The organism is Staphylococcus sp. EG-SA-15, from assembly GCF_017151895.1.
Classification (GTDB): domain Bacteria; phylum Bacillota; class Bacilli; order Staphylococcales; family Staphylococcaceae; genus Staphylococcus; species Staphylococcus aureus.
In genome coordinates this window covers 1-246 of record NZ_JACVZN010000155.1, presented here as the reverse complement: position 1 = coordinate 246, position 246 = coordinate 1, and the positions used below count along the sequence as shown (strand labels likewise).

The 246-nt window shown below is 34.1% G+C and carries 1 protein-coding gene; it reads right to left on the bottom strand.

The features are described from left to right. Nucleotides 1-246, bottom strand: a 246-nt coding sequence (locus IDG64_RS14815; RefSeq protein WP_206171375.1) for a DDE-type integrase/transposase/recombinase, incomplete at both ends; no start/stop codon positions are given.

Below are 246 nucleotides of genomic sequence, written 5' to 3'. Positions count from 1 at the left end.
ATCAATGGCACGATATAAATAGCTCCATTTTCCTTTTATTTTGATGTACGTCTCATCAATACGCCATTTGTAATAAGCTTTTTTATGCTTTTTCTTCCAAATTTGATATAAAATTGGGTCATATTCTTGAACCCAACGGTAGACCGTTGAATGATGAACGTTTACACCACGTTCCCTTAATATTTCAGATATATCACGATAACTCAATGCATATCTTAGATAGTAGCCAACGGCTACAGTGATAAC